We start from the raw sequence: 26,161 nt of genomic DNA on the forward strand, positions 1-26,161 counted from the left end.
TGGCGCGGTTGCAACAGGCTTCAGGCCGCACCTTTCCACGGTTTTGCATCTTTCACCGCCCATTCGCCACCCGACGGCCGGCAGGCGGTGCCCTGCAGTTTCACGGGGCCGGTCTGCAGGCTCATCGAGGCCAGGAAGGCGCGACAGATCTCGTCCGATCTCAGGAACGGCCCGCCGACCGGCGTGAACGTGCCCTTCATGCCGCTCTGGGCGTTGTCCCAGGAGACCGGCGCGCCGTTGCCCTGCGGATCGAGCGCCAGCGCCATGGCGCCCTCCGCCCGGCGCCAGTCCTCGGGACCGAGATCGGGCGCGAGCGTGGCGAGCGGGCTCTTGCCCTCGACGGCGCGGGCCGGCAGCACCGAGGCGGTGGTCATCGCGACCTCGTCCTCGGCCTTGCTCGACAGACCCATGATCGGGAAGGAGATCGAGCAGCCCGCCGAGGCCAACCCGAGCAGGAGCACGCCGAGGAGCGATGCCCCTGATGCAAGGGGACTGCGCTCACGCGGCCTCTGGCTCCGCTGCGCGCGGGGCTTATATATGACTGCCAACTCAAACCGCATTACGGATCGCGCTCGCCCGACGCTTCCAAAACTTGCGAGGATTTAAGACGTGAATCCGTTAACGAGCGGTGACTTCACCGAGGCTCAGGAGCCTTTCGCCCTGTTCGAAAGCTGGCTGGAGGAAGCCAAGGCCTCCGAGCCGAACGATCCGAACGGCATGGCTCTCTCGACGGTCGATGCCGACGGCATGCCCAATTCCCGCATGGTCCTGCTCAACGGGCGCAGCCCCGAGGGCTTCGTCTTCTACACCAACACCCAGAGCCAGAAAGGCGAGGAGCTCGCCGGCCAGCCCAAGGCGGCCGCGCTGTTCCATTGGAAGAGCCTGCGCCGGCAGGTCCGCCTCCGGGGCCCGGTCAGCCGCGTCAGCGACGCCGAGGCCGACGCCTATTTTCAGTCGCGCCCGCGCGACAGCCGGATCGGCGCCTGGGCCTCGCAGCAGTCCAGGCCGCTTGAAAGCCGGTTCGCGCTTGAAAAGGCGGTGGCGAGCTACGCGCTGAAATTCGGCGTCGGCGAGGTGCCGCGCCCGCCACACTGGACCGGCTTCCGCATCGCCCCGGTCTACATGGAGTTCTGGCGCGACGGTGCCTTCCGCCTGCATGACCGCATCGTCTTCCGCCGCGCCACGCCGGCCGACGCCTGGACGAAGGCGCGGCTCTACCCCTGAGGGAAAGTCACAACCACATGGCCATGCCCAAGTTCGACTTCCCGAAGACTGAAGCGGGCAAGCGCCCGGTCATGCTGCTGACCGGCGCCAGCCGCGGCATCGGCCATGCCACGGTGATGCAGTTCGCCATGGCCGGCTGGCGCATCCTGTCCTGCTCGCGCCAGGCCTTCTCGGACAAGTGCCCCTGGCCCTCGGGCGCCGACGACCACGTCCAGATCGACCTCGGCGACCCCGAGGACACGATGCGCGGCATCGCCGAGATCAAGAAGCGCCTCGCCGCCGAGGGCGGCAAGCTCAACGCGCTCGTCAACAATGCCGGCATCTCGCCGAAGGGGCCGAAGGGCGGCCGGCTCGGGGCTGCGACGACCTCGTTCAACGACTGGCACCAGGTCTTCCAGGTCAACTTCTTCGCGCCGATTATGCTGGCGCGCGGTCTGCTCGACGAATTGACCGTCGCGAAGGGCGCGATCGTCAATGTCACCTCGATCGCCGGCTCGCGCGTCCACCCCTTCGCCGGGGCGGCCTATGCGACCTCGAAGGCAGCGCTCGCCAGCCTGACCCGCGAGATGGCCGCCGATTTCGGCCCGCTCGGCATCCGCGTCAATGCGATCTCGCCCGGCGAGATCGATACCGCCATCCTCTCCCCCGGCACCGACAAGATCGTCGAGAAGTTGCCGATGCAGCGCCTCGGCAAGACCGAGGAGGTCGCCAAGGCGATCCATTTCCTCTGCACCGATGCCTCGAGCTACGTCACCGGCGCCGAGCTCCATATCAATGGCGGGCAGCACGTGTGAGCGGGCAGGACAACGGCCAGGACAACAACCGGGTCATCCCCTTCCCCAATCCCGCCCGCGCCGCGGCGCGCCCGGTGCTGGCCGCCTCGATCGCCGTCTTCCGCGACGGCAAGGTCCTGCTGGCGACGCGGACCAAGCCTCCGGCCGACCAGCTCTGGTCGCTGCCCGGCGGCAAGGTCGAGGCCGGCGAGAGCCTGGAGGAGGCGGCGCTGCGCGAGCTCGAGGAGGAGGTCGGCATCAGTGCCCGGATCATCGGCTTTAACCGCCATGTCGAGATCGTCGGCCGCGACCCCAAGGGCGCGGTGACCCATCATTTCGTCATCGCTTCCTTCGTCGGCGAATGGCTCGCCGGCGAGCCGCGGCCGGGCCCCGAAGCCGGTGCCGTGATGTGGGCAGATCCCCTCAAGCTCGGCGGCCTGCCGACGACGCGCGAGCTCGGCGACGTGCTGCGCCGCGCTGCCGCCATTGTCACTGGCAAGGCCGGCGCATGACGAAAGGCGCGCTCGCAGCCCTGATGCTCGCCGCGCTGACCGCGAGCCCGCAGGCGCTGCTGGCGCAGGCCCGGCGGCCGGCCCAGCCGCAACAGCAGCAGCAACGTCCCGCCGAGCCGGCCCCGCCGGAACCTGAATCGCCCGCCCCGCCCTATGAGCCGCAATTGCTGCAGCTCGCCGAGATCATCGGCTCGCTCTCCTATCTGCGCACGCTCTGCGAGGCCCGCGAGGCGCAGGACTGGCGCGAACGCATGGCAACCCTGCTCGAATCGGAAGGCCGCTCGCCCCAGCGGCGCGAGCGGCTGGCCAGCGCCTATAACCGCGGCTACCGCGCCTATTCGGCGACGCACCGCACCTGCAGCGACGGCACCCAGGAGGCCTCCGCCCGTCTGGCGCAAGAGGGCGAGAAGCTGGCCAAGGCGCTGGCGAGCCGCTTCGGCGGCTGAAGCAGGATGCCCGTTTTCGGGACAATCAACGATTTTGGCGCAGGATGAACTCCCGTTTTGCATCGTCCGGGAGGCTTGGCGATGCGGTTTCGGCACGGGCTTGCGCCATTCTTAAGCAGAATTGTCCCCCGAGAATTAACCTTTCTTAAAGACCGTGATGGCGCCGGCCATCGACGGATCGTATCCTGACCGGGCAAATCACTGGAACAGTCGCGGTCCATGCGCGCCCGTTCCGTCCGACAGGTTCCTTCAGACGCCGGATACCGCTGCCTTCATGTCCGCTCTCTCCGACGACCTGCCGCTCGACCCGACCCTCGCCGAGGACGTCAAGGACGCCCGCCGCGTTGCCTATTGCTATGTCGAAGACGCCTTCATCGAGGCGCGCCAGGACGGGCTCGACTCCGACTCGCTGGCCCATGCCGCGCTGTTCGCGGCGATGCGCACGCTGGTCGAGACCTATGGCGAGGAGGCGACCGCCGTCTTCGCCGAGGCCCTGCCGGAGAAGATCCGCTGCGGCAACTTCACCACCGGCACGCGCCACTGAGCGCCTGGCTCGGGCTTGACCCGAGCATCTCGGAAACGAGTGCCTGACCGTCCTGAGATTCTCGGCTCTTCGCTACGCTCCGGCCGAGAATGACGACCGGCGCATTCAATTCACGCCTTGCGCCTGTCGCGCCGTTTCCGCCCGTCCGAGCAGCAAATCGCGCTCGCGCCGGTTCCGGGTCATCCCGGCGGCCCGGGTGAACTCGGCCTGCGCCTCATCATGCCGGCCGAGCTTGACCAGGAAATCGGCGCGCACGCTCGGCAGCAGGTGGTAGTTCTTCAGCGCCGGTGCCGAGGCGAGCGCATCGACCAGCACCAGTCCCGCCGCCGGCCCCTCCGCCATCGAGACTGCCACGGCGCGATTGAGTTCGATCACCGGCGAGGGCGTCAGAGCAAAAAGAGCGCCATAAAGCGAAGCGATCCTGCGCCAGTCGGTCTCCTCGGCGGTATTGGCGCGGGCATGGCAGGCGGCGAGTTCGGCCTGCAGGACATAAGGGCTGGGCTCGGTCGACAGCCGCCGCGCCGTCTCCAGCGCCTTGAGGCCGTGATTGATCAGCAGACGGTCCCAGCGCGCCCGGTTCTGGTCGAGCAGTAGCACCGGCTCGCCGTCCGGGCCGATCCGGGCGCGCAGGCGCGAAGCCTGCAGCTCCATCAGCGCGACGAGGCCGTGCACCTCCGGCTCCTGCGGCGCAAGCCCGGCAAGGATGCGCCCGAGCCGCATCGCCTCCTGGCACAGAGCCGGGCGGACCCAGTCCTCGCCGCCAGTCGCGGCATAGCCCTCGTTGAAGATCAGGTAGACCACCTCCAGCACCGAGGCGAGGCGGTTCGCCAGCTCGGGACCATGCGGCACCTCATAGGGCACCTTGGCCTCGGCCAGAGCCTTCTTGGCCCGGACCAGGCGCTGCGCCATCGTCGATTCCGGCACCAGGAAGGCGCGGGCGATCTCCTCGGTGGTGAGGCCGCCGATCAGGCGCAGCGTCAGCGCCAGGCGAGCCTCGACCGAGAGGACGGGATGGCAGGCGGTGAAGATCAGGCGCAGCAGGTCGTCGCCGACCTCGTCGTCGAGCGCGTCCTCGATCCCGGCGACCGGGTCATCGTCCTCGTCGAGGTCGCGGCCGATCTCCTCATGCTTGCGCTTCAGCATCCTGGCGCGCCGGAGGTCGTCGAGCGCGCGGTGCTTGGCCACCTGCATCAGCCAGGCGCCGGGATTGCGCGGTACGCCCTCGCTCGGCCATTGCTGCAGCGCAGCGACGAGCGCGTCCTGCGCCAGCTCCTCGGCCCGGCCGACATCGCGGGTGACGCGGGCGAGGCCCGCGATCAGTCTCGGGGCCTCGATCCGGAAGACCGCCTCGATGGCGGGGTGTGCATCGCTTGCCGTCATGGCCTGCGATACACACCATCAGCATGGAAGCTGGCAAGCGGCTCAGCCGTTGTCGCCGACTTCCTTCTTGAGACGCTTCCAGGCCGCGTCGGCCTCGGGCGAGACAGCATCGCCGAAATCGGCGAGGTCGACGACCGGGCGGATCTCGATCTCGGACGGCCCAGGCATCGGGTTGGGGCAGCGCTTGACCCAGGCGATTGCCTCGTCGAGCGACTTGCACTCCCAGAGCCAGTAGCCGGCGACCAGTTCCTTGGTCTCCGCGAACGGCCCGTCGACCACAGCGCGCTTCTCGCCATCGAACTGCACGCGTGCGCCCTTAGCGCTCGGCTGCAGCCCGTCACCGCCCTTCATGATGCCGGCTTTCACCAGCTCTTCGTTATAGGCCATCATCGCGTCGACCAGCTCGCGGGTCGGCGGGGCGCCGGCTTCGCTGTCCTTGGTCGCCTTGACCAGAACCATGAAACGCATCTGTCTTCTCCGCTTGGTTGGAGCGGCGCGGGCCTCGCCTCGCACCGGTCTGGTTGAATGACGTTCTGAGAATGTCAGCCGGCGCGCTTCTCCGTCTCGGCACGCAGGCGTTCTTCCTGCTCGCGCAGCTCCGGCGTCAGGGCCTCGCCGAAATCCTCCATCTCGAAGATCGGGCGCAGCTCGATCTCGGTGCCGCCGTCGAACGGCGCGCGCTTCAGCCACTCGACCGCCTCGTCGAAAGAGCGGACCTGCCAGATCCAGAAACCGGCGAGCAGCTCCTTGGTCTCGGCGAAGGGGCCGTCGGTGATCACCCTCTGCGATCCTGAGAAGCGCATGCGCACCCCCCTCGAACTCGGATGCAGACCGTCGCCCGCCAGCATCACGCCGGCCTTCACCAGTTCCTCGTTGTAGGCGCCCATCCGGGTGAGGATGTCCTCGCTCGGCATCACGCCCGCTTCGCTGTCCTTGTCGGCCTTGACCAGAACCATCACACGCATCGGTCTTCTCCTGTCTGTGGCGTTGGTTTCGCTTCGCTATAGGGCGGGAGAATTCCCGCCCTCTGTCGTCACGTCGAACGAGGCGCGCCCCGATCGACAGGCCTGCGAATTTTTTTCAGCCCCTGGCCGCATATTTTTCGCGGCGGGCGATTTCGGCGGCGCTCGGCTCGGCGAACTCGAAGGAGCCGGTGGTGACCTCGCCCTCGCGGCGATAGGTCGCCATGAGGACGCCGGTGCTGGACGCGCTGCTCTCGGTGAGCTTGAAGGCGGCGGGCATGGCGCCCTTGCCGAACAGCCGCTTGCCCTTGCCGAGCACGACCGGGAAGGTCAGCAGCGTGATCTCGTCGATCAGGTCCTTCGCCAGCAGCGCCTGGATCAATTCGCTCGAGCCCTGCAGCAGGAGCTTGCGCCCATCCTGGCGCTTCAGCGCCGCGACTTCCGCCGCGACATCGCCATGGAGCGCGACGCTGTTCTGCCAGCTCAGCGTCTGCGGCTCCGAGGTCGCGACATATTTTGTGATGGCATTGAACTTGACCGCGATCGGATCGTCGCCGGCATAGGGCCAGTGCGCCGCGAAGATGTCGTAGGTCCGGCGGCCGAGCAGCAGGTCGAACTCGTCGGACAACGCCTTGTCCATCACCTTGCCCATCGCCTCGTCCCAGTAATGGAAGGTCCAGCCGCCATGGCTGAAGCCACCCTGCGGATCCTCCTGCGGGCCGCCCGGCGCCTGCATGACGCCATCGAGGGACACGAAGGTGGCAGCAACGACTTGTCTCATCTGATCTCTCCCGAACGCGCGGGAGCCTGGTCCCGCATTGCGTCTTTCGAAGCTCGGGCGGGCGCCGCAATGACCAGCGGCCTCCGCTGCTTCTTGCTGACACGTCGAATGGGAAAACGCCGGATCGACAGGTCCTCGGAAAAAATTTCACCGGGGCGGCCGCGCGGCGTACGGCACCCGTTTCCTGTCACCCCGATCGCATCGGTTGAGCCTTTGGCCGAAGCACCCTAACTATCGGGGCGAACGGCGCCCCATGCCGAAACAGCGATCGCTCAGAGAGCCCCACCATGCCGGTAACCAGACTGGTCGACCGCGGCGTCATCCGCGTCAGCGGCGACGACGCCCGCGACTTCCTCGACAACATCGTCACCAACGCGATGGAGACCGTCACGCCCGAGCGCGCCGGATACGGCGGGCTGCTGACACCGCAAGGCAAGATCATCGGCGATTTTCTGGTTGTCGCCGTGCCGGACGCGGAAGGCGGCGGCTTCCTGCTCGATACGCCCTTGCTCCAGATCCCCGACCTGATGAAGAAGCTGAAGCTCTACAAGCTGCGCGCCAAGGTCGCGCTCGACGATCTCAGCGAGCGAGCGACGGTGATCGCCGCGACCGATGGCGGCAGGTTGCCGGCCGATGCCGGGCTGGTCTATGCCGATCCGCGCCTCCCCGAGCTCGGCGAGCGCGCCATCGTCGATCTGGATGGCGCCGACGAGCTCGTCGATGCGTCGATGGACGACTACCACGCCCGTCGCATCGGCCTCGGCATTCCCGATGGCGGGCGCGATTTCCTCTATGGCGACACCTTCCCGCATGAAGCGCTGTTCGACCAGCTCGGCGGCGTGTCCTTCAGGAAGGGCTGCTATATCGGCCAGGAGGTGGTCTCGCGCATGCAGCACCGCGGCACCGCCCGCTCGCGCGTCGTGCCGGTCGTTTTCAGCGAGGGCCTCAACCCGGATGACGGCGTCGAGGCCAGCGCCGGCGGCAAGACGCTCGGCCGCGTCGGCTCCTGTGCCGATGGCCGCGGCCTTGCCCTGTTGCGGCTCGACCGGGTGGCGGATGCGCTCGCCGCCGGGCACGAAATGGACGCCGGTGGCCTCGCCTTCACGCTGGCGCCCAAGCCGTCCTTCATCCGCTTCCCCTATCCGGGCGAACCAGAATTCGGAGCGGCAGCATGAATGACGTTACCGGCGGGCGCGAGGCGGTCGAGGGGCACGACGGCAAATATCGCTGCATCTGGCCGGGGAGCGATCCGCTCTATCTTGCCTATCACGACACCGAATGGGGCGTGCCGGAATACGATTCCCGCACGCTCTGGGAAAAGCTGATGCTCGACGGCTTCCAGGCCGGCCTGTCCTGGATCACCATCCTACGTAAGCGCGACGCCTTCCGCGCCGGCTTCGCCGGTTTCGAGCCCGAGACGGTCGCCCGCTTCGGCGAGACCGATGTCCAAAGGCTGCTGGCCGATGCCGGCATCGTGCGCCATCGCGGCAAGATCGAGGGCACGATCCGCAATGCGCAGGCCTATCTCAGGCTGAGCGAAAAGGGCCCCTTCGCCGACTTCCTCTGGAAGCATCTCGACGGACGCGTGATCCAGAACGCCTTCCGCACCCATGAGCAGGTTCCGGCCGAGACCGCCGTCTCCAAGGCGATCTCCAAGGAGCTCAAGGCGGCCGGCTTCACCTTCTGCGGCCCGACCATCGTCTATGCGGTGATGCAGGCCTGCGGCATGGTCAACGACCACCTCACCGGCTGCTTCCGCTGGCAGGAATGCGCGGCCCTCGCCCGCGACACGCGCCCCGCCGCCTGATGGCCAAACCGCCCGCTCCGCCGCGCGCCTGGCAGCGCATGCTCTCGGGCCGGCGGCTCGATCTGCTCGACCCCTCGCCACTCGATGTCGAGATCGAGGACATCGCCCATGGCCTTGCTCGCGTCGCCCGCTGGAACGGCCAGACACGCGGCGCGCATTCCTTCTCGGTGGCGCAGCATTGCCTGCTGGTCGAGGCGATCGCCGGCCATCTCAATCCGGACTGGTCGCGTGAATGGCGCCTGATGGCGCTGCTGCACGACGCGCCGGAATACGTCATCGGCGACATGATCTCGCCGTTCAAGGCAGTGATGGGCGATGCCTACAAGGGCGTCGAACTGCGCTTGCTGGCGGCGATCCATCTGCGCTTCGGCCTGCCGGCGGCAACGCCGGCGATCGTCAAGCGCAAGACCAAGGACGCCGACAAGATCTCGGCCTTCCTGGAAGCGACAGAGCTCGCCGGCTTCGAGCGCGAAGAGGCCTTGCGCTTCTTCGGGCGGCCTCAGGCTTTGCCGCGCGAGGTGCTGGCGCTGATCGAGCCGCAGGCGACGGAAGTGGCGCAGGGCGCGTTTCTGAGGCGATTTGGCGAGTTGGCCGAGCGGTAGTGCCGCACGTCATTCTCGGCCGGAGCGCAGCGAAGAGCCGAGAATCTCAGGACGAGAAGGCACTGGTTTCCGAGATGCTCGGGTCAAGCCCGAGCATGACGCCCTTGCTCAATAACAGGACACGAATTCCCGGTAGACCCAGCCCACCACATGATTCCGCCCGCGCGGGCTGATCAGGGCCCAGGGTCGGCCGCGCTCGTCGAAGGACGTATTCATCACGCGGATGCCGGCGCCATTGCTGACGCGGCCGATGATCTCGCCATTCGGCGTCTCGCGGATGTTGAGCGGCGTGCCGGTCGGATCGGTGACGGCGCAACGGTTCTGGGCGAAGGCCGGCGCAGCCGATAGGCACGCGGCGAATGCGGCTGTCAGAAGGCCGAGGCGGATGGCGGTCATGAACATATCCCCTGATCGTCAACCGGCACGCCCCGCGCCGTGACACGCATTTGCAATGGCGACGTCAGGGCCGCTTTCGCGTCCGCTACGGATTGTTTCCATTCGTGATCAGATCATCTGACATTCTCTGCGGTTCCAGCAATAATCATGTAGCCCCATAATGCATTCATCCGATCGCAGCTCTGGGAGATGACAGCCATGACCGCCCCGACCAGCCTGAAGCTTCCTGCCGGCGTCGTCGTGAAGGGCGCGCTCGCCGAGCGCTATGACGAGGTCCTGAGCCATGACGCGCTCGCTTTCGTCGCCGATCTGCAGCGCCGCTTCAACGAGACCCGCAAGCGCCTGCTCGCTCTGCGCAAGGAGCGCCAGAAGCGCTTCGACGCCGGCGAGACCCCGGACTTCCTGCCTGAGACCAGGCACATCCGCGAAGGCGACTGGAAGGTCGCAGCCATCCCGGCCGATCTGCAGGACCGCCGCGTCGAGATCACCGGTCCGGTCGACCGCAAGATGATCGTCAACGCCCTGAACTCCGGCGCCAAGGTCTTCATGGCCGATTTCGAGGATGCCTCCTCGCCGGTCTGGGCCAACATGGTCGAGGGCCAGATCAACCTCAAAGACCGCTGGGCCGGCAAGATCGACTTCACCGATGCGACCTCGGGCAAGGCCTACAAGCTCAAGGACAAGCCCGCCGTCCTGATCATCCGCCCGCGCGGCTGGCACCTGCCCGAGCGCCATATCGAGATCGACGGCGAGGTCGCCTCGGGCTCGCTGGTCGATTTCGGCCTCTATCTCTTCCACAACGCCAAGGCGGCGCTGGCCCAGGGCTCGGGCCCCTATTTCTACCTGCCCAAGCTCGAGAGCCATCTCGAGGCACGCCTCTGGAACGACGTCTTCGTCGCCGCCCAGACCGCGCTCGGCCTGAAGACCGGCACGATCAAGGCGACCGTGCTGATCGAGACCCTGCCCGCCGCCTTCGAGATGGACGAGATCCTCTACGAACTGCGCGAGCACATGGCCGGCCTGAACTGCGGCCGCTGGGATTACATCTTCTCCTTCATCAAGAAGCTCGCCCGCAACAAGGCCTTCGTCCTGCCCGACCGCTCGCAGGTGGTGATGACCAAGGCCTTCCTGCGCGCCTATTCGCTGCTCTTGATCAAGACCTGCCATCGCCGTGGTGCCTTCGCCATGGGTGGCATGGCGGCGCAGATCCCGGTCAAGAACAATCCCGAGGCCAATGCCGCCGCGTTCGCCAAGGTCAAGGCCGACAAGGAGCGCGAGGCCGGCGACGGCCATGACGGCACCTGGGTCGCCCATCCCGACCTCGTCCCCGTCGCGATGGAGGTGTTCGATCGGCTGATGCCGCAGGCGAACCAGCTCGGCAAGCTGCGCGAAGATGTGCAGGTCGGGCGCGAGAACCTGCTCGAAGTGCATCAGGGCACCCGCACCGAAGAGGGCTTCCGCGAGAACATCCGCGTCGGCGTGCAGTATCTCGAAGCCTGGCTGCGCGGCCGCGGCGCGGTGCCGATCTACAACATGATGGAAGACGCTGCGACCGCCGAGATCAGCCGCGCCCAGATCTGGCAGTTCGTCCAGTACGGCGTCGCGCTCGAAGGCGGCGCCAAGGTCGACGCCGACCTGTTCAAGCGCTGCCTGCCCGAGGAGATGGCGCGGGTGAAGGGCGAGCTTGGAGCCGAGGCTTATGACAAGGGCCGCTTCCCCGAGGCGATCGACCTGTTCTCGAAGCTCTCACTCGCGCCGGAGTTCGAGGAGTTCCTGACCGTGCCGGCTTACGGGAAGCTGGGCTGAGCTAACGACCCGCGCCGCTCAGATGGGTGGCGCGGGTTTGCTTTCTGACGCTTGGCCGTAGATGTCAGTCTGTGTCCGCTTTTGGCCGGAAGCGGACGTCAGCCTGCTGACTGAACATTATTGCAATGCCGTCTCACCAGGTTGACGATCATATCGTCATTTGTCTCGATGTCGAAATATGAACTATCAATCGCGCGCACAGTCACCCAAGGACGGGTATCTGATCCATCGAACGCTCTAAATTCGCCCCAGATGACTTGATGCAAGCCATCGACAAGCGAAAGCAGGGCTTCGCCTGACACTCGCTTTCCTGATCCGACCAGTGCTTCGATTCCACGAACGTCTTCACCTGTCGCCCAGAACTCTTCACTAGCATGGTCGATCTCCCATTCGGCGCCATCGGAACTGGGCCGTATGAGCGCGAGAATCTCCTTGAGACCGAATGCCAAATGACCGTTCGGGTCCCCATCATGAATTTTGAGCGTCGTCATGAGAGATGCATGCACGACCGGGTGGCCTTCGACAACGGTGGTTCCAGTATGTTGTGCGACAAGTCCGACTCGGGCCGTCGGCAGCCATCGCACTTGACGACGACTATCGGTGCCGACAGTGTCCCGGGGCATGCTCAGGAACCGGACCATTTGCGACCGACGCCGACGCCGCTTCATCCGAGCGGCGGCTTCTTGGCTGCGCGTCGATCACCGTCCTTCCGCGTAAAGGCCTCACCATAGGCCACAGCCGAAGCGACTTCGACCCGCATTCCTGAACCCCCGCAGCCCTCGGCTCCGGGGGTTTTTCTTTGCCCACCCCCCAAGAGGACACCACCATGAGCATTCGCGTCGGCATTGTCGGCATCAGCGGTTTTGGCGGCGGCGAGGCGCTGCGCCTGATCGCGAGCCACCCGTCATTCGAGCTGGTCTACGCCGCCGGCGAGAGCAGCGCCGGCAGCCGCCTGGTCGACCGCTTCCCCGGTGTGCCCGCCAAGCTGGCCGAACTGGTCATCGAGAAATGGGACCCTGCGGCCCTGCCGAAGCTCGACCTGCTGTTCGCGTCGCTGCCCACCGGCGCCTCGGCCGAGGCGCTGGCACGCGTCCCCAGGCACGTGAAGATCGTCGATATCGGCGGCGACCACCGCTATGTCGACGGCTGGGCCTATGGCCTCGCCGATATCTGGCCGGCCGAGATCGAGGGGCAGAGCCGCGTCGCCGATCCCGGCTGCTTCCCTGCGGCGACGCTGACCGCGCTCGCGCCCCTGCTGGCCGACAGGCTGATCGAGCCCGGCAACATCGTGATCGACGTCAAGACAGGCATCTCCGGCGCCGGCCGGGGCGGCGACAGCAAGTTCGGCTATGCCGAGAGCAACGAGAACCTTGTGCCCTACGGGCTGCTCAGGCACACCCACATGCCCGAGATCGCCAAAACGATCGAGCGGCTGAGCGGCGGCAGCGCGGCCGGGCTGGTGTTCACGCCGCATCTGGTGCCGATGACCCGCGGCATCCTCGCCACCATCTACTGCCGCGGCCGCGCCACTACGCAGCAGTGCCTGGACGCGGCGCGGCGCTTCTACGCCGGGCGCTCCTTCGTCCGCGTGACCGACAGGCCGCCGCAGACCAAATGGGCGACCGGCTCGAACCTCGCTTTCGTCAGCTATGCGGCCGATCCGGAGCGCAACCTGGTGATCGCGCTGGGCGTGGTCGACAATCTCGGCAAGGGAGCGGCGGGCCAGGCGGTGCAGAACGCGAACCTGATCTGCGGCCTGCCGGAAACAGCGGGGCTGGACGGCGCACCCGTCTGGCCGTGATGACGGCGGGCCTCCGCGCAGTTGTTCAATCTGCTGCGGAGGTCCGCTCATGTGCGGAAGCGGAGCCGGCGTCGCGGTTCAAAAGCCGTGCAGCGCGATCATGATCGCGAAGGCGATGGTGAACAGGAGGCCGGCCAATGTCGGCGCGGTCACGATGAAGGCGGCCAGGATCGGATGGCGGTTCCCCCACGCCAGCGCCGCGGCCGAGACCGCGATCACGGGCAATGCGAGGAAGTAGGCCAATGTGAGCCGCGGTTCGGCGTTGACGTCGAACCCGCTGCAGATGACGGCTGGCAGAGCCCCCAGGCACCCCAGCATCCAGCACGCGGCCACGGCGAGGGTTGCGCCGCGCAGATCGCGCCGGGCGATGAACATGAAGGCCACCGCAGCGGCTGCGAGCTGGAGCGCGCCTGCTGCCGGAACGATCCAGCGCTCGATTCCCGTGTAGAGGTCCGGCGCCCCGAAGAACGGCAGCAGCAGCGAAGACAGCCCGAAATAGGCGGCGAGCCCGGCCGACAGCATGAGAAGCAGCCAAGGCGCCCTGCCGAAGAATGAGCTGCCGCCGGGCTCGACATTCGCCACCGCCACCTCGTTCGACTACAAGCGCGGAAGATAGCGGCTCGAGCATCCTCGCCTGCCGCTTCCTGGCCCATTCCCCACGATAGCGAGCAGCGCACGCGCCTGCCAAGCCTCGCGGCCGCTCAATCGGTACAACGCCTGCGGGATCGCCTCGGGTGGGGACAGCGCTTGGACGTGGGCAGCGGAACTGACCGCGCGCTCATCTCGAAAGGCGAAAATCGCTCCTCCAATCAGCCGTCCTCGCCCGGCGCAAGAATTGACGCTCCGGCCTTTGCAACCGCCCCTGTCCCCCCTATTTCCGCTCTTTCCATCGGAGCAAGACCATGCGGCTCGTGATCCTGTCCGCCTTCGCGCTCGGCCTCTTCGCAACCGATGCCGCTCGCGCCGAGGCTCTGAAGCCCGAGCGCAAGGTCGAGGCCACCTCCGACTTCGCCGGCAAGAAGCCGCGCAAGGCCGCCAAGGACATCAGCGGCATCGCCTGCCGCCCGCCTGCCGGCGGCGACTATCGCTGCCTCGTGATCAATGACGAGAACAAGGCCGCCCAGTTCGCGACGCTGAAGCAGGGCGGGATCGTCCCAGGCCCGAGCCTGCCGTTGATCAAGGATAGCGCCCCCGCCGGCGCAAGCGGGCGCCAGCCGACGATCGGCTGCCCGCAGCAGGGCGATTTCGAGGATTTCGACGGCGAGGGCGTCGCCTTTGCCGACCGCCATTTCTATGTCGTCGGCTCGCATGGCTGCTCGCGGCGCAGCGGCGAATACCGGCCTTCATCCTTCCTGCTGGCCCGGATCGCTGCCGGCAACGGCGAGGCGGGCACGCCCGAGCTGAGCTGGCGCGTCGCCGATCTGCTCGGCGCGGCCGGCGAGGTCGCCCCCTTCGTCGGCAAGGCGCTCGACGAGACGAGCAACGGGCTCAACATCGAAGGCCTCGCGGTGGTCGGCGACCGGCTCTGGCTCGGCCTGCGCGCGCCAGCACTTGGCGGGCGCGCCTTCCTCGTCGGCGGCAGCGTCGCCGAACTGTTCAAGCCGGGCAGCGAGCCGGGAACGGGCAAGCCGCAGCTCCTCGCCTTTGCCGCCGGAGCTCAGCGCGGCGTGCGCGATCTCGCCCCGCTCGCCGATGGCCGCCTGCTCGTCCTCGTCGGCCCGGCGCAGGAGCAGGACGTACCCTATGCGATCATGCTGCTCGACCCCGCTGACCCAGCCGGCGCCAGCGAGCTCGGCCAGCTGCCCCGGCGCAAGGACGGCAAGGCGGAGGCGCTCGCCGTGCTGGCACAGGAGCGCGGCGAACTGCGCGTCCTCGTCGGCTATGACAGCGTGAAGAACGGCGGCTTCGAGGAATACCGGCTGAAGCTGCCCTGATCGGAATGCAGCCTTTCCGGCTGGCCCGGGACATGCGATGCGCACGGCCATGAGCTTCCTTGCGCGCCTCGATTCGACCGTCTCCCGTTATCTCGCCGAGGTCGCAGGCCCGCGCGAACGGCTCGCACTGCTGCGCTGGCAGATCTCCGAGCGCCATATCCTCGACCGGCGCGAGACCATGCCGGGCCATGTCACCACCAGCGCCTTCGTGCTCTCGCCCGACCATGCGCAGGTGCTGCTGATCGACCATGTCGTGATCGGCCGCTGGCTCCAGCCCGGCGGCCATTACGAGCCGGCCGCGAGCTTCCACGACTCGGCACTGCGCGAGGCGGTAGAGGAGACCGGTGTCGCCGCTGCGGTCCTGCATTCCTGGCATCGCGACGGCGATCTGCCCTTCGCCATCGACAGCCATGAGGTGCCGGGCAATCCGCGCCGCAGCGAGCCGCCGCACATCCATCACGACCTGCAATATCTCTTCATCGCCGATCCCGCCCTGCCGCTGATCGCCCAGGAAGAGGAAGTCCATGCCGCCGCGTGGAAGCCCATCGCAGCTCTGGCGGAGATCGCGCCGGTGGCGTTCGCAAGGCTGCGCACCGTAGGCGTCCCAGGCTGAGCCGCCAGCGCCTGTTGCATTGCAGCAACAATACGCCGGTATAGCGCGGTGACCGAAGAGTGCATGTTGCGACTCATTCGCATTTACTCGACAGTGGGTCCGTCAACAGGATCGCCAGCCATGCTCAAGCCCGCCGTCGTCGCTCTCGCCGCTGCGAGCCTGTTCTCGCCCGCCTTCGCGGCCGACCTGCCCTCGCGCAAGGGCGCCCCGGCCGCGCCGCCGGTGCTCTCGGCCTGCACCGAAAGCGAGGGCATCCCGACCGACGCCTTCGGCTTCACCACCGGCTCGGATGTCGCCGATCCCGGCTCCTTCGGCGCCAGCCTGACCTATAATGGCGGCTTCGGTGTCCGCGACGGCCGCCAGGCCGCGCATGGCCTGCAGCTGCAGGGCTCCTACGGGCTCTTCCCCTGCTTCGAGGTCGGCCCTTACCTCCTCGGCGGGTACACCGACGCCACCATCGCCGGCGCCAAGGCCGACAGCCGCAGCGCCGGTGCCGGCGTCGAGATGAAATACCGGCTGCTCGGCCGCGACCTGCACGGCATCGGCCTGACGGTCATCGTCGATCCCAGCTTCAACCGCACCGATCCGACCGGCGCAGGCAACTTCACCACCTACAACACCGGCCTGCGCATTTTCGCCGACAAGACGCTCGTCCCCGGCAAGCTCTACGCCGCGCTCAACCTCTCGCACGACCTGACCTGGACGGGGCCGAGCCCCTATCTGCGCTCCTCGACCTTCACGGTCGGCGGGTCGCTCGCCTGGCAAGTGCTCGACGGACTCTATCTCAGCGGCGAAGTGCGCCATCAGCGCCGCCACAACGAACTCGGCTTCGGCAAGGAAGCCGGCTACGCCACCTTCGCCGGCCCCGGCATCTTCTGGCAGGCGAGCAAGCAGCTCGCCATCTCGGCCGCCTACAACGTCCAGATCGCCGGAAAGGCCAAGGGCGTGCCGGGCGATCTCGACATCACCAATTTCAGCCAGCATCTGCTGAAGGTGAAGGCGGCCTACAGCTTCTGAGGCACGCGGCAGCGATCAGTCCGGGACTTGCTGCGCGACGGTCGCGCTTGCCTCGGTTTCCGGCTCGCCGGACTGCTGTCGCGAGCTGCCGGCACGAGCCCGGCTGATCGTCTCGACGACATCGGCCGCGAGCTTCTCAAGCAGCTCGCGTTCGCGCTGGTCGAGATTGCGGGCTTCCGCATCGAGGATGCATAGCGCTCCCAGCACATGGCCGTCGGACGAGCGCAGCGGTGCCCCGGCGTAGAAGCGCAACCCCCAAGCCTTGGCGACGGGATTGTCGGTGAAGCGGGCATCGCGCTCGGTATCGGCGACGACCAACGTCTCGCCGCTGGCCACGACATGGTCGCAGATCGCCGCCCGGCGTGGCAGGATCGGCCGTCCGGCCTCGTCCCGGCCGAAGCCCGACAGCTCCTTGCTGCCACCGATCACGACCTCCTGCTCGGCATCGATCGCCGAGATCATCGCCACGTCGACGTCGAAGGCATCGGCTGCGCGCTTGGCGATCGCATCGAGATCGTCGCGCAGCGCCTCGTCGAGGAACGCCGTGCCATGAAGCGCCGCCACGCGCTCGGTATCGTCGGCCGGCATCGCTGCCACAGCCGGTTCGCTCGCTGTCTCTGGCAACAGGCGCTGGACCCGGCCGATCGTCTCCTGGATCGAGGCCGCAATCTCGTCGGCACCGATCTCCTTGCTCGCCTCGCCTGCGAGCCTCTCGGGCGGCACATTCCAGAGAACCACGATGATCGTCAGCTCCGGCCAGCGCTGGCGCAGGCGCCGGCAGAACTGCCGGGCGGCACTATCGGGCTCGCTGCTGAAATAGTTGAGACAGACGATCGGCACCCCGTCGAGATCGAGCCTGGCGACCGAGCCCGTCGTGACATGGGCGATCCTGCGCACCTGCGCCGGGATGCCTTCGAGATCGAGCGCATGGGTCAGCATCTGCGCGGCGATCGCATCGATCTCCCATTTGCCGCCGATGCAGACCACCTTGGGCGCCAGGCCCTCGGCAGCCGTGGCGGGATGCGCCTCGCGCAACTCTTCCAGCAGCGCCTCCATCCCCTCCGCGACGCGCAGCCGATGCGCCGCAGTCGCCTGCCGACCATAATCGTCGCTGGCGAGGCGCAGCACCGCGACGCCGACGGCGTCATAGAAAGGCACCGCCGCGAGCGTCTCGATCTCGCTTTCGGCGATCTCGATGGCTTCGTCGACATCGCCCGCGAGCAGGCGCTGGTAGATGCGTTCGGTCGGACTGAGCACCGGCACCGAGCCGAGCAGGGTGTCGAGGAATTGCAATTGCGGCAGGGTCTTGCCGAGGACCAATAGGCAGACCGTCAGCGGCGTCGACAGGATCAGGCCGACCGGACCCCAGAGCGCGGTCCAGAATGTCGCGGCGGCGATCAGCGAGATCGCCGAGAGGCCAGTGCTGGTGCCGTAGAGCATCGGCTCGACGATATTGTTGCTGATGAGCTCGAGCCCCGCGATCAGCGCCAGCGTCCACAGCACCATGTGCCAGCCGGGATCGACCGCGAACGCCAGCGCCAGCGGAAAGACCGCGGAAATCAGCGCGCCAAGATAAGGCACGAAGCGCAGCACGGCTGCGACGACGCCCCAGAGCAGCGCACCGGGCACGCCGATCAGCCACAGGCCGAGCGCCAGCGGGATGGCGAAGGTCGTGTTCACCACGAGCTGCATCAGAAGATAGCGGCTGATCCGCCTGCCGGCATCCTCGATGGCATCGGTCGAGCGGTGCAGGTTGCCGCCAAGGATGCGCAGCAGCCGGTCACGCAGGTCGGTCCGGTCAAGCAGTGCCAGCACCACGAAGACGAGGACGATACCGGCCGTCGCCAGCGGTTCGAGCACACGGCCGAGCCAGACCAGCGCGACCTGCATCTGGGTGCCCGGCGCTGGCACGATCTCGACCCGCTGAGCACCGGCGCCCTGCACCGATTCCACTTCCTTCTGCAGGGACGCGATCGCGTTGAGCGCGCCGTCGAGCATCCCCGGCGCCCTGAACTGCGCCTTGAGATCGTTGAGCTTGTTGTGGATGGTCGATTGATAGCTCGGGAGTTGCTCGCCCAGCGATCGGACCTGCGTTCCCAGCACGAGGAAGAGGCCGGCGAGCAGGACGAGCACGACGGTCATCACCGCCACGATCGCGATCACCTTGGGCAGCCCGCGCCGGCGCAGCCACAGCACCGGGGGATTGAGCGCGAAGCCGATCAGGAAGGCGAAGGCGAGCGGGATCAGGATGTCCTGCCCGTAATAGAGTGCTGCGATGATCACCGCAGCCGAGACGAGCGCCGCCGCCACCTTGACGATGTCCGCCCCGGCCAGATCGGCCGCAGCGATGGCGCCCGCCTCTGGCTGGACCACCCTTCGGCTAGGAGCCGGTGTCGTTGTCATGGCGAAGCCCCCCGGCCCGCATTGGGTCGCCTTATGAACGTTAGAGGGGCTGCCCGGTTCCCCGGCATCCCAATCTGCATTGCGAACTGCAAGGCGCAGACGCTAAGACGAAGGACGTTCAACCACTGGTATCGGCGATGGCGCGGGAAGAGGCCGGAAACGGCGCATCGGACAAGGCCGGGATGATCTGCCGGGCGCTGCGCCGCGCGATCATCGAGCGCGCGCTCGAGCCCGGCGCGGCCTTGCCCGAGGATGCGCTCGGCGAACGCTTCGGTGTCAGCCGTACGCTGGCGCGCCATGCGCTCGCCCAGCTCGCCGCCGAAGGGTTGGTCGAACTGCGCCGCAATCGCTCCGCCGTTGTGGCGACGCCGAGCTGGCAGGAGGCGCGCGACACCTTCGACATCCGCATCGAGCTGGAGCGGCTCGTCGTGCGCCAGCTCGCCGGCCGGCTGACCAAAGCGCAGCTTGCGACGCTGCGGGCCCATGTCGACTCCGAGGATGAGGCGCGTGGCGGGCCCGACGCGATCTCGATCCGGCTCGCGACCGAGTTCCACATCCTGCTCGCAGAGATGACGGAGAGCCCGATCCTCATCCGCTATGTCAGCGAGCTGTCCTATCGCTGCTGCCTGATCCTTTCGCTGTACAGCCGGCCGCATTCCTCGGAATGCGGCGTTAACGAGCACCGCCTGCTGATCGACGCCCTCGCGACCGGCGACGTCGAAAAAGTCACGAGACTGATGCACAGTCATCTCGATTCGGTGGCGGAGCGCGCGCTGGTAGCCGAGGCCAAGCCGCGCGAACGGGACATCATGGCGATCCTGGCGCCCTATGCGCAGGCCCCTCAACCCGCCGTCAAACCGCGTCCGAAGCGCTCGCTCAAGGCAGCCGAATAATCCGCTCACAACGGCTGGCGGGCGAATTGACGCTGCCGCATTTCCACCCTACTCGTGAACGTGACGGTTCCCTCACGGGATCAAAAGGGAACGCAGTGCGGATGGCCTGGCCATCTCATGCTGCGGCTGCCCCCGCAACTGTAAGCGGCGAGCCTTTCGCCATACGCCACTGGGACCTCGGCCCTGGGAAGGCGGCGAAGGGCAGCGACCCGCGAGCCAGGAGACCTGCCGTCAGCCGTGGTCACACGCGAACACATCGGCCGGGGTGCGCTGATGGGTGGTAGAACTGCGCGCGCCCGGTTTCGGGCGCGGGTGGGGACATCTCGTTCGCGGTGACGTGCCACTGACGTTACCGCCGAGGTTTCCCGTGTTCCGTTTGCCAAAGCCCGCCAGGAGCGGGCGTTGCCCACTTGCCTTCCGCCTGCTCGCCGCCTCGACCCTGCTAACGCCGCTTTCCGCGCTGGCGCAGTCGGGCGAAAAGCCGATCGCGCTCGACGAGATCGTCATCAGCCCGACCGGCGTTCCGACCCCCGCCAGGGAGATCGCCAGCTCCGTCACCGTCGTCACCGCGAAGGAGATCGAGCGCGAGCAGCGCCGCACCCTTCCGCAGGCGCTCGCCGCCGTCCCCGGCCTCAATACCGTCCAGACCGGCGGACCGGGCGGGCTCACCTCGGTCTTCATGCGCGGCACCAACTCCAACCACGTCAAGGTGCTGATCGACGGCATCGAGGTGAACGATCCCTCGACGCCGAACCGCTCCTTCGACTTCGGCCAGATGCTGACCACCGACATCGAGCGCATCGAGGTGCTGCGCGGCCCGCAGAGCGGTCTCTATGGCGCCAATGCGCTGGGCGGCGTGATCTCGATCACCAGCAAGCGCGGCGAGGGGCCGCCCAAGGTGACCGGCTCGGTCGAAGCCGGCTCCTATGGCACCTTCAACAAGAGCCTCGGGGTCAGCGGCGGCGACGACCGCTTCGACTACGCCTTCGGCATCAGCCATTTCCGGGCGGATTCGACACCGGTGACACCATCGGACCTGGTTCCCGCCGGCCGGCGGCGCAATCCCAACTCCTATGACAACTGGAGCTATTCCGCCCGTCTCGGCGCCAGGCTCACCGACACGCTGAGCGTCAACTGGGTCGGCCGCTATATCGACGGGCAATTGCTGTTCACAGGCGATTCCGGCTTCCCGAGCCTGCCCAGCAGCTTCCGGTCCAGCCAGAACTATCGCCAGGCCTTCACCCGCGGCGAGATCGTCTGGGACCCACTGGGCGGGCAGTTCGTCAACCGCTTCGGTGTCTCCTACAGCAACCAGGATCGCTCCAATCGCCGGCCTAACGCCTTCGGCATCCTCGACGTGCCGACCGAGAACCTCGGCGAGCGCATCAAATACGACTGGCGCGGCGACCTGAAGCTCACCCGGAGCCAGACACTGGTGATGGGGCTGCAATACGAGAACGAACGCTTCGACACGCCCAACAAGACCGTCTCGAACGGAAACCGGGGCGCCTTCGTCGAATTGCAGTCGAACTGGACCGACCGCTTCTTCACCACCGCCAATATCCGCTACGATGACGACGACAAGTTCGGCGGCCACACCACCTATCGCATCGCACCGGTCTTCATCGTGCCAGGCACCGACACCAAGCTGAAGGCGAGCTACGGCACCGGCTTCAAGGCGCCGACGCTGAGCGAACGCTTCAGCGATTCCCGCCCGGCCTTCAACTTCTATGGCAACCCGAACCTCAAGCCGGAGGAAAGCCGCGGCTGGGATGTCGGCTTCGAGCAGCCGCTAGTGAACGGGCAGGTGAATGTCGGTGCGACCTACTTCCACAACGACATCGACAACCTGATCCTGACCAACACAGCGCGCACCTCCTATACGAATATCGGCCGCGCCACGACCAAGGGTGTCGAGGCCTTCGCGGCGCTGGAACTGACGCCGCAGTTCAAGGTCCGCGCCGACTACACCTTCACCCTCGCCAAGGATGAGACCGCGCATCAGGAGCTGCTGCGCCGGCCACGCCACAAGGCCAGCATCACCGCGAGCTGGGTGCCGATCGAGAAGCTGACCTTGTCGGCGACGCTGATCTATGTCGGCGAGCGCATGGACGGGAACCGCGACTTCTCGATCTCCAGGATGCGCGCGCCGGGCGCCGCGATCGTCAACCTCGCCGCCGACTACAAGGTCGACGAGAAGCTCACCCTGTTCGGCCGCGTCGATAACCTGTTCGACAAGCGCTACGAGAACCCGGTCGGCTTCCTGGTGCCGGGCCTCAGCGCCTTCGGCGGGATCAGGGTGAGCCTGTGAGGCTGTCGAGCTCCGCCGTCATGCTCGCCCTTGCGGCGAAAGATGACGCGGGTCGTCCGATGAAGAACGCGGGGAACCCTTCTCCCGTGTGGGAGAAGGGCAGGGATGAGGGCCTGCCCTCGCCCATTGAAGCCGCAGCTGCGCCGTCGCGCGCCAATAATCAGCGGCGGTCCCTCACCCCTATCCCATCCGGGAGAGGGGTTCCCCGCGGATACGCTTGCCGCCATCGCATACTGACGACTCTTCAGCAGACTGTTCTCCGTCTGAGTGCGGCTGTTCTCTGCCTGGTGGCCGCGAACGCCGCCACCCACGCCGACGACATACCCGCGAAGCCGCAGCGCATCGTCTCGCTCAACATGTGCACCGACGAGCTGGTGCTGCGGCTGGCATCGCCGGAACACATCGCCTCGGTGACCTGGCTGTCGCAGGACCCGCGCAACGCCAACATGGCCGCGCGCGCCCTGACGATCCCGGCCAATCACGGGCTGGTCGAGGAGGTGCTGGCGCACAAGCCCGACCTCGTCGTCGCAGGTGCCTATACGACGCGCTCGACCGTCGCGCTGCTGAAGCGCGTCGGCGTGCCGGTCCGCGAATTCGGCGTGCCGGGTAACCTTGCCGAGATGCGCGCGCAGATCCGCGACATGGCGAACCTGCTGGGCGAGCAACAGAACGGCGAAGCCCTGATCGCGGAGATCGACGCAAGGCTGGCAGCACTGGCGGACCGCCCTCGCCCGGCCCATCCGCGCGCCATCGTGCTGCGCCCGAACGGCTTCACCACCGGGCGCGGCTCGCTTGTCGACGAGATCCTGACGGCAGCCGGGCTGACCAACCTCGCCGCCGAGCTCGGCATCGACAATTACGGCCAGATCGCGCTCGAGACCGTCGCGCTCGGCAAGGCCGATATCCTGATCCTCAACACTACGCCGGACGGCCCGCCCTCGCTGGCCCACGAGATCCTGCATCACCCGGTCCTCGCCCGCCTGGGCGACCGGCTGAAGCTCGTCGCCCTGCCCTCGAAGCTCTGGACCTGCGCCGGTCCGGCCGTGATCGACGCGATCGAACTGCTGCTCGACGCAAGCGCGCCGACGACAGCCGGGAAAAGCCCATGAGCAGCGCTGCCATGCCATCGTCCACATCCGAACGGATATCCTATTGGCGGCTCGTCGCCCTGCTCGCTGCCGCGACGCTCGTCATGGCGGCGCTGTCTCTCGCCGTCGGCTACGCCCGGCTCGACCTTGTCGCCGCGCTTGGCGACTGGCTCGCCGGCCGGCAGAGCCTGCCCGCGCTCGTGCTCGTCGAACTGCGCCTGCCGCGCGCCGTCCTCGGCGCGCTGGTCGGCTTCAGCCTCGGCCTTGCCGGCGCGGCGATGCAGGGGCTGCTGCGCAACCCACTGGCCGAGCCCGGCATCGTCGGCATCTCCAGCGCCGCCGCCTTCGGCGCCGTCACCGTGTTCTATTCCGGCTTTGCGGGAGCCTTCGCGCTCGCTTTGCCGCTCGGCGGCATCGCCGGGGCGCTGCTCGCGGTCCTCTTGCTCTTTGCCCTCAATGGCCGCGGCGCCGGCACGATGACGCTGATCCTCGCCGGCGTCGCCATCAACAGCTTCGCCGGGGCGATGACCTCGCTCGCCCTCAACCTCGCGCCCAATCCCTATGCCGCGCTGGAGATCGTGTTCTGGCTGATGGGCTCGCTCGCCGATCGCAGCCTGGTCCATGTCTGGCTGGTGCTGCCGCTGATGCTGGTCGGCTGGGCCTTGCTGCTCTCGTCCGCGCCGGCCCTGGACGGCCTCACCCTCGGCGAGGACACCGCGCGCAGCCTCGGCTTCGACCTGACCTGGCTGCGGGTGCGGCTGATCGGCGGCGCGGCCCTCGCCGTCGGCAGCGCCGTCGCCGTCACCGGCGCGATCGGCTTCGTCGGGCTCGTCGTGCCGCACCTCTTACGCCCGCTAGTCGGCCACAAGCCCGGCCGGCTCCTGCTGGTCAGCGGGTTTGGCGGCGCGATCCTGCTGCTCGCCGCCGACACGGCGCTGCGGCTCATGCCGATCCGGCCCGAACTCAAGCTCGGCGTCGTCACCGCGCTGATCGGCGCGCCCTTCCTGTTCAGCCTGATCCAGCGCCTGCGGCGGGAGGCGTGATGCGTATTGAAGCGAACGGCATCGCGATCGCCTTCGACGGCAAGCCGATCCTCTCCGGGATCGATCTTGCGCTACGGCCGGGCGAGCTCGTCGGCCTGATCGGCGCCAATGGCGCCGGCAAGACCACCTTGCTGCGCATCCTAGCCGACCTGCTGCCGCCAGCAGCAGGCACGGTCCTTTATGACGGCAAGCCCGCCAGGACGCTGGGACGCCGCGCACTTGCACAGCGCCTCGCCTTCCTTGCCCAGGGCGGCAGCGTGCAATGGCAGATGCGGGCGGAAGCCGTCGTCGCGCTCGGCCGCCTGCCGCATCGGCGCCCCTTCGCCGACCTCACCGAGGCCGACCGCGCCGCGATCAGCAATGCCTTCGCCGCGACCGATGCCAGCGCCTTCCGTGAGCGCAGCCTGGGTAGCCTCTCGGGAGGCGAACGCATGCGCGTGCTGCTGGCGCGGGCACTGGCGGTCGAAGCGGAGATGCTGCTCGCCGACGAGCCACTGGTCGGGCTCGACCCGCGCCATCAGCTCGAGGCGATGGCGCTGTTCAGGCGCATCGCCGCTGCCGGCACCGGCGTCGTCGTCGTGCTGCACGATCTTTCGCTGGCAGGGCGCTTCTGCGACCGGCTCGTCCTGCTCGAAAGCGGGCGCATCCTCGCCGACGGGCCACCCGCCACCGTGCTTGACGATGACAATCTCGCCCGCGCCTTCGGCATCGCGGTCGCGCGCGGCAAGCGCGGCGGCGAGGATTTCGTCCTGCCCTGGCAGGCCCTGACCAATGAGGAAGCCAGCCGATGACGGCAGACGACGCGACCAGCCTGATCCATCAGGAACTCGCCACCCAGACCACGCAGTGGTCTCTCGGCACCTTCGGCGCCATTGCCGAATTCCTGCGGGATCCCGGTGAGCCGGTCGATTTCGGCGACGGGCCGGGCCGACTCTTCGCCGTCACCGATCGCGGCGGCATCGGCTTCGGCGATCTCTCTGAGGTCAGGCTCGTCGCCTCGGAGACCGCGGTCGGCCAGGGCTGGAGCCATCGCGTCGCGCTCTGCCTGCCGGAGGCCGCCTGCGCGATGAACCGGCGCAGCGTCCTGACCGAGCTTGGGCCCGACGAAGCGGCGCTGCGGCCGCAGGACCGCGCCGGCATTCTGTTCGACATGGGCCTTGGCACGCTGCAGGTCGACATCTGCATCCGCACCGGCGATCCCGCGCTGATCGCGACCTTGCGCTCCGCCGCCGGCAGGAGCCTGTTCGAGGCCGGCATTCCGGCGATGGGCGCGATCGTGGCGGAGGGACCGCATCGCGTCTTCATTAGCCGCGCCGGCCGCTGCGAGGTCTACCAGCCGATCCCGCCGGCCGACGGCAAAAGCCCGGAAGGGCCGCACACCCATGTCCTGCCGCAATTGCTGCGCAGCGGCCGCACCCATGCGGCGACCGAGCCAGTTCCGGAGGGCTGGGTCCCCTTTGCCCATCTCGTCCCGGCCCATCCGCTGAAGGATGCGATGGGCCGGCCGCGGCCCTGGGACGACGCGGCACATAAGCGTTTCCAGGCGCTCCTCGCCGCGACCGGAGATCCGGAGCTGACGGCGCTGAAGCAGCAGGTGGTGACGGCGATCCGCTCCGGCTCCGACGCCGCGAGCTTCCGCGAGCCGGCAAACAAATTCGCCCGCCACACCTTGCGTGTCAGCTTGCGGCAGTTGCGGGCCGGCCCGCCGCTGCCCGGCCTGTCGCGCTGGCTCGAAGCCTTCGACAAGCAGGCGCCAGCGAGCGAAGACGGCGCCGATGCCTACGGCCATGGCTGACGACAGGCCAAAGCCCGGATCACGTCGTGG

At 67.6% G+C, this 26,161-nt stretch carries 28 protein-coding genes and 1 riboswitch; of the genes, 19 read left to right on the plus strand and 9 right to left on the minus strand.

From position 1 onward, the window contains the following. Positions 1-20 precede the first annotated feature (20 nt). The gene (locus BMZ21_RS18975) at positions 21-461 is read right to left on the minus strand and encodes an RT0821/Lpp0805 family surface protein (protein ID WP_244543907.1); all 441 of its coding nucleotides are present in this window, start codon (positions 459-461) and stop codon (positions 21-23) included. A 148-nt stretch (positions 462-609) separates the two neighbouring features. On the opposite strand from BMZ21_RS18975, the gene pdxH reads away from it, so the two are divergent. The 5 genes from pdxH (at position 610) to BMZ21_RS19000 (ending at position 3,499) form a co-directional block, all read left to right on the plus strand. After that, positions 610-1,224 (plus strand): pyridoxamine 5'-phosphate oxidase, encoded by a 615-nt coding sequence (gene pdxH / locus BMZ21_RS18980; RefSeq protein ID WP_091837665.1) that lies wholly within the window; start codon positions 610-612, stop codon positions 1,222-1,224. A gap of 71 nt (positions 1,225-1,295) precedes the next feature. Beyond that, on the plus strand, positions 1,296-2,018 hold the full coding sequence (locus BMZ21_RS18985) for an SDR family NAD(P)-dependent oxidoreductase (RefSeq protein ID WP_091838316.1): 723 nt from the start codon (positions 1,296-1,298) through the stop codon (positions 2,016-2,018). Beyond that, positions 2,015-2,509: an NUDIX hydrolase gene (locus BMZ21_RS18990; RefSeq protein WP_342029040.1), complete on the plus strand. Its 495-nt coding sequence runs from the start codon at positions 2,015-2,017 to the stop codon at positions 2,507-2,509. The genes BMZ21_RS18985 and BMZ21_RS18990 overlap by 4 nt, the downstream gene beginning before the upstream one ends. Continuing rightward, the gene (locus tag BMZ21_RS18995) at positions 2,506-2,955 is read left to right on the plus strand and encodes a TIGR02301 family protein (protein ID WP_091837667.1); all 450 of its coding nucleotides are present in this window, start codon (positions 2,506-2,508) and stop codon (positions 2,953-2,955) included. Before BMZ21_RS18990 ends, BMZ21_RS18995 begins: the two co-directional genes overlap by 4 nt. Positions 2,956-3,229: 274 nt before the next feature. Then, positions 3,230-3,499: a hypothetical protein gene (locus BMZ21_RS19000; RefSeq protein ID WP_244543908.1), complete on the plus strand. Its 270-nt coding sequence runs from the start codon at positions 3,230-3,232 to the stop codon at positions 3,497-3,499. Between the two features lie 105 nt (positions 3,500-3,604). On the opposite strand, the gene BMZ21_RS19005 is transcribed toward BMZ21_RS19000, so the two are convergent. The 4 genes from BMZ21_RS19005 to BMZ21_RS19020 all read right to left on the minus strand — a co-directional run bounded on the left by BMZ21_RS19005 (position 3,605) and on the right by BMZ21_RS19020 (position 6,622). Beyond that, positions 3,605-4,879, minus strand: a complete 1,275-nt coding sequence (locus BMZ21_RS19005; RefSeq protein ID WP_091837670.1) for an RNA polymerase sigma factor — start codon at positions 4,877-4,879, stop codon at positions 3,605-3,607. 42 nt (positions 4,880-4,921) lie between these two features. Then, positions 4,922-5,347: a YciI family protein gene (locus BMZ21_RS19010; protein WP_091837672.1), complete on the minus strand. Its 426-nt coding sequence runs from the start codon at positions 5,345-5,347 to the stop codon at positions 4,922-4,924. A 74-nt stretch (positions 5,348-5,421) separates the two neighbouring features. Continuing rightward, positions 5,422-5,844 (minus strand): YciI family protein, encoded by a 423-nt coding sequence (locus BMZ21_RS19015; protein ID WP_091837674.1) that lies wholly within the window; start codon positions 5,842-5,844, stop codon positions 5,422-5,424. A gap of 115 nt (positions 5,845-5,959) precedes the next feature. Continuing rightward, positions 5,960-6,622, minus strand: coding sequence for a dihydrofolate reductase family protein (locus tag BMZ21_RS19020; protein WP_091837677.1), 663 nt, complete (start codon positions 6,620-6,622; stop codon positions 5,960-5,962). A 287-nt stretch (positions 6,623-6,909) separates the two neighbouring features. Between BMZ21_RS19020 and ygfZ the strand changes: the two genes are divergently transcribed. Genes ygfZ through BMZ21_RS19035 form a run of 3 tightly spaced genes read left to right on the plus strand, consistent with a single transcriptional unit; the run spans position 6,910 to position 9,031 of the window. Further along, on the plus strand, positions 6,910-7,797 hold the full coding sequence (gene ygfZ, locus BMZ21_RS19025) for a CAF17-like 4Fe-4S cluster assembly/insertion protein YgfZ (RefSeq protein ID WP_091837679.1): 888 nt from the start codon (positions 6,910-6,912) through the stop codon (positions 7,795-7,797). Then, a complete protein-coding gene (locus tag BMZ21_RS19030; protein ID WP_091837682.1) occupies positions 7,794-8,429 on the plus strand; it encodes a DNA-3-methyladenine glycosylase I in 636 nt (211 codons plus the stop codon). Before ygfZ ends, BMZ21_RS19030 begins: the two co-directional genes overlap by 4 nt. Then, positions 8,429-9,031, plus strand: coding sequence for a YfbR-like 5'-deoxynucleotidase (locus tag BMZ21_RS19035; protein WP_091837685.1), 603 nt, complete (start codon positions 8,429-8,431; stop codon positions 9,029-9,031). The genes BMZ21_RS19030 and BMZ21_RS19035 overlap by 1 nt, the downstream gene beginning before the upstream one ends. A 108-nt stretch (positions 9,032-9,139) precedes the next feature. Here the strand turns inward: BMZ21_RS19035 and BMZ21_RS19040 are convergent, their stop codons facing one another. Beyond that, complete coding sequence (locus BMZ21_RS19040) at positions 9,140-9,427, minus strand: SH3 domain-containing protein (protein ID WP_244543909.1); 288 nt, start codon at positions 9,425-9,427, stop codon at positions 9,140-9,142. Between the two features lie 198 nt (positions 9,428-9,625). On the opposite strand from BMZ21_RS19040, the gene aceB reads away from it, so the two are divergent. Further along, positions 9,626-11,233 carry a malate synthase A gene (aceB, locus tag BMZ21_RS19045; RefSeq protein ID WP_091837691.1) on the plus strand — a complete coding sequence of 536 codons (1,608 nt, stop codon included), beginning with the start codon at positions 9,626-9,628 and terminating at the stop codon, positions 11,231-11,233. A gap of 98 nt (positions 11,234-11,331) precedes the next feature. Here the strand turns inward: aceB and BMZ21_RS19050 are convergent, their stop codons facing one another. Further along, on the minus strand, positions 11,332-11,724 hold the full coding sequence (locus BMZ21_RS19050; protein WP_091837694.1) for a hypothetical protein: 393 nt from the start codon (positions 11,722-11,724) through the stop codon (positions 11,332-11,334). A gap of 335 nt (positions 11,725-12,059) precedes the next feature. Here BMZ21_RS19050 and argC point away from each other — a divergent pair, with 335 nt between their 5' ends. Next, positions 12,060-13,034 (plus strand): N-acetyl-gamma-glutamyl-phosphate reductase, encoded by a 975-nt coding sequence (gene argC / locus BMZ21_RS19055; protein WP_091837697.1) that lies wholly within the window; start codon positions 12,060-12,062, stop codon positions 13,032-13,034. Between the two features lie 78 nt (positions 13,035-13,112). Here argC and BMZ21_RS19060 read toward each other — a convergent pair whose 3' ends face one another. After that, a complete protein-coding gene (locus BMZ21_RS19060; protein WP_143079737.1) occupies positions 13,113-13,556 on the minus strand; it encodes a hypothetical protein in 444 nt (147 codons plus the stop codon). Between the two features lie 380 nt (positions 13,557-13,936). On the opposite strand from BMZ21_RS19060, the gene BMZ21_RS19065 reads away from it, so the two are divergent. The 3 genes from BMZ21_RS19065 to BMZ21_RS19075 all read left to right on the plus strand — a co-directional run bounded on the left by BMZ21_RS19065 (position 13,937) and on the right by BMZ21_RS19075 (position 16,598). Then, positions 13,937-14,968, plus strand: a complete 1,032-nt coding sequence (locus BMZ21_RS19065) for a DUF3616 domain-containing protein (protein WP_091837702.1) — start codon at positions 13,937-13,939, stop codon at positions 14,966-14,968. A gap of 37 nt (positions 14,969-15,005) precedes the next feature. Next, complete coding sequence (locus tag BMZ21_RS19070) at positions 15,006-15,581, plus strand: NUDIX hydrolase (RefSeq protein ID WP_091837704.1); 576 nt, start codon at positions 15,006-15,008, stop codon at positions 15,579-15,581. Positions 15,582-15,701: 120 nt separating this feature from the next. Continuing rightward, the gene (locus tag BMZ21_RS19075; RefSeq protein ID WP_091837707.1) at positions 15,702-16,598 is read left to right on the plus strand and encodes a hypothetical protein; all 897 of its coding nucleotides are present in this window, start codon (positions 15,702-15,704) and stop codon (positions 16,596-16,598) included. Between the two features lie 15 nt (positions 16,599-16,613). Here the strand turns inward: BMZ21_RS19075 and BMZ21_RS19080 are convergent, their stop codons facing one another. After that, entirely contained in the window at positions 16,614-19,001 is a 2,388-nt protein-coding gene (locus tag BMZ21_RS19080; RefSeq protein WP_091837709.1) for an AI-2E family transporter, read from the minus strand. Between the two features lie 137 nt (positions 19,002-19,138). On the opposite strand from BMZ21_RS19080, the gene BMZ21_RS19085 reads away from it, so the two are divergent. The 6 genes from BMZ21_RS19085 to BMZ21_RS19110 all read left to right on the plus strand — a co-directional run bounded on the left by BMZ21_RS19085 (position 19,139) and on the right by BMZ21_RS19110 (position 26,131). Beyond that, positions 19,139-19,894 carry a GntR family transcriptional regulator gene (locus tag BMZ21_RS19085; protein ID WP_091837712.1) on the plus strand — a complete coding sequence of 252 codons (756 nt, stop codon included), beginning with the start codon at positions 19,139-19,141 and terminating at the stop codon, positions 19,892-19,894. A 47-nt stretch (positions 19,895-19,941) separates the two neighbouring features. After that, positions 19,942-20,141: riboswitch (cobalamin riboswitch) on the plus strand. Between the two features lie 120 nt (positions 20,142-20,261). Beyond that, a complete protein-coding gene (locus tag BMZ21_RS19090) occupies positions 20,262-22,205 on the plus strand; it encodes a TonB-dependent receptor plug domain-containing protein (protein ID WP_244543910.1) in 1,944 nt (647 codons plus the stop codon). A gap of 287 nt (positions 22,206-22,492) precedes the next feature. Continuing rightward, positions 22,493-23,314 carry an ABC transporter substrate-binding protein gene (locus tag BMZ21_RS19095; RefSeq protein ID WP_208862323.1) on the plus strand — a complete coding sequence of 274 codons (822 nt, stop codon included), beginning with the start codon at positions 22,493-22,495 and terminating at the stop codon, positions 23,312-23,314. Then, positions 23,311-24,336, plus strand: a complete 1,026-nt coding sequence (locus BMZ21_RS19100) for a FecCD family ABC transporter permease (RefSeq protein ID WP_091837718.1) — start codon at positions 23,311-23,313, stop codon at positions 24,334-24,336. The genes BMZ21_RS19095 and BMZ21_RS19100 overlap by 4 nt, the downstream gene beginning before the upstream one ends. Further along, complete coding sequence (locus BMZ21_RS19105) at positions 24,336-25,127, plus strand: ABC transporter ATP-binding protein (RefSeq protein WP_091837721.1); 792 nt, start codon at positions 24,336-24,338, stop codon at positions 25,125-25,127. Before BMZ21_RS19100 ends, BMZ21_RS19105 begins: the two co-directional genes overlap by 1 nt. Further along, entirely contained in the window at positions 25,124-26,131 is a 1,008-nt protein-coding gene (locus BMZ21_RS19110) for a DUF6925 family protein (protein ID WP_091837724.1), read from the plus strand. Before BMZ21_RS19105 ends, BMZ21_RS19110 begins: the two co-directional genes overlap by 4 nt. Positions 26,132-26,161 lie beyond the last annotated feature (30 nt).

This window comes from Allobosea lupini (genome assembly GCF_900109525.1).
Classification (GTDB): Bacteria; Pseudomonadota; Alphaproteobacteria; order Rhizobiales; family Beijerinckiaceae; genus Allobosea; species Allobosea lupini.